The organism is Azospirillum sp. B506 (assembly GCF_000333595.1).
GTDB lineage: Bacteria > Pseudomonadota > Alphaproteobacteria > Azospirillales > Azospirillaceae > Azospirillum.
In genome coordinates this window covers 1-1,229 of sequence record NZ_BADK01000847.1, presented here as the reverse complement: position 1 = coordinate 1,229, position 1,229 = coordinate 1, and the positions used below count along the sequence as shown (strand labels likewise).

Sequence of the window (1,229 nt, the reverse complement as noted above, 5' to 3'; positions counted from 1 at the left end):
CTGGACGAGCGGAGCTTCGATCTGACCGGCGACCGTGCGGAAGAGGCGCTGGCCCTGATCAAGCGCCGCTGCCGCCGCGTCACCGAAGGCTGATCGGCCTGTGTCCGGGGGCCGGTCAGGCCCCCGGCGCCACCACGAAGCAGGCCATGCCCTGGTTGACCAGCCCGTTGCAGGCGCTGGCCGCGTCCTGCTGCGACAGTCCCGACAGGCGGGCGCGGTAGAGCGGGCCGGTCTGGGTGTCCACTGCCTGGACGATCCGTTGCGAGCGCGACAGCACCGGCATCGAGTTGCGGGCGCGGTCGATCACGCGCTGGCTGTCGTCGGGTGAACGGAAGGCGCCGAGCTGCACCGTCCACACCCCGCCGCCCGCGGTCGCGGCACCCGCCATCGTCGCCACCGGCCGTGGTGCCGGGGCATCGGGGGTGGAGGTGTCGGGCGCCACCACGCGGACGGTCTGGGCCGGAGCAGGCAGGGCCGCCACGGCGATCGGCGCCCGGCTCGGCGCCGGCCGGCTGCCGGCGGCCGGCGGCGTGTAGGACTGGCCCGGATTCGATGGCGCTGGATTCGATGGCGCTGAATAGGACGAGGACGGCCGGGCGTAGGGCGAGCCATAATCCGGCGGTGAATCCAACGAGGTGGATGGCGGCGCGCTGACCAGCACGATATCGGAGCCGTTGGGCGCCGGGGTGCGGTTCAGCCGCGGTCCGACCGACGCGATGTAGCGCCTGGTCTCGCCGGGCAGGCTGCGCTTGCCGGCCAGATAATCGCCGTAACAGCCCGGTCCGCAATTATAGGCGCCGAGGAAACCCGGCGCGCCGAACAGGTTGTACATCTCGCGCAGATAGGCGGTGCCGGCGATGATGTTGTCATGCGGGTCGAAGGGATCGGAGCCGAGATTGTGCTTGCGCCGCATTTCCTCATAGGTCGCCGGCATCACCTGCATCAGGCCCATGGCGCCGGCCTTGCTGACGATGGGCTGGCCGTTGACGGTGGTGCGCCCGCCGCTCTCCTGCCGGATCACCTCCCGGATCCACAGCTCCGGCATGTCGAAGCGCTTGGAGGCCTCAGCGACATGGGCGTCGATTTCCGCCGGCGAGGCAACGCGATGTGAACCGCCGCCGCTGGCGCAGGCGCTCAGCAGGGCGGTCAAGGCGGCGCAGGTCAGCAACGGCTTCAGGCGACGCACGGAACCCCCGGTCATCGTTCAGTTCTATCGTTGGTAAGCCCGA

At 70.5% G+C, this 1,229-nt stretch carries 1 protein-coding gene; it reads right to left on the bottom strand.

What is annotated here, in order from left to right:
* Nucleotides 1–115: 115 nt before the first annotated feature.
* A complete protein-coding gene (locus I71_RS26375) occupies nucleotides 116–1,201 on the bottom strand; it encodes a lytic transglycosylase domain-containing protein (protein WP_042700978.1) in 1,086 nt (361 codons plus the stop codon).
* Nucleotides 1,202–1,229 lie beyond the last annotated feature (28 nt).

What these genes read in the sequence shown, in the direction of transcription:
- I71_RS26375 (WP_042700978.1), bottom strand. Translation starts at nt 1,201, where the DNA reads ATGACCGGGGGTTCCGTGCGTCGCCTGAAGCCGTTGCTGACCTGCGCC.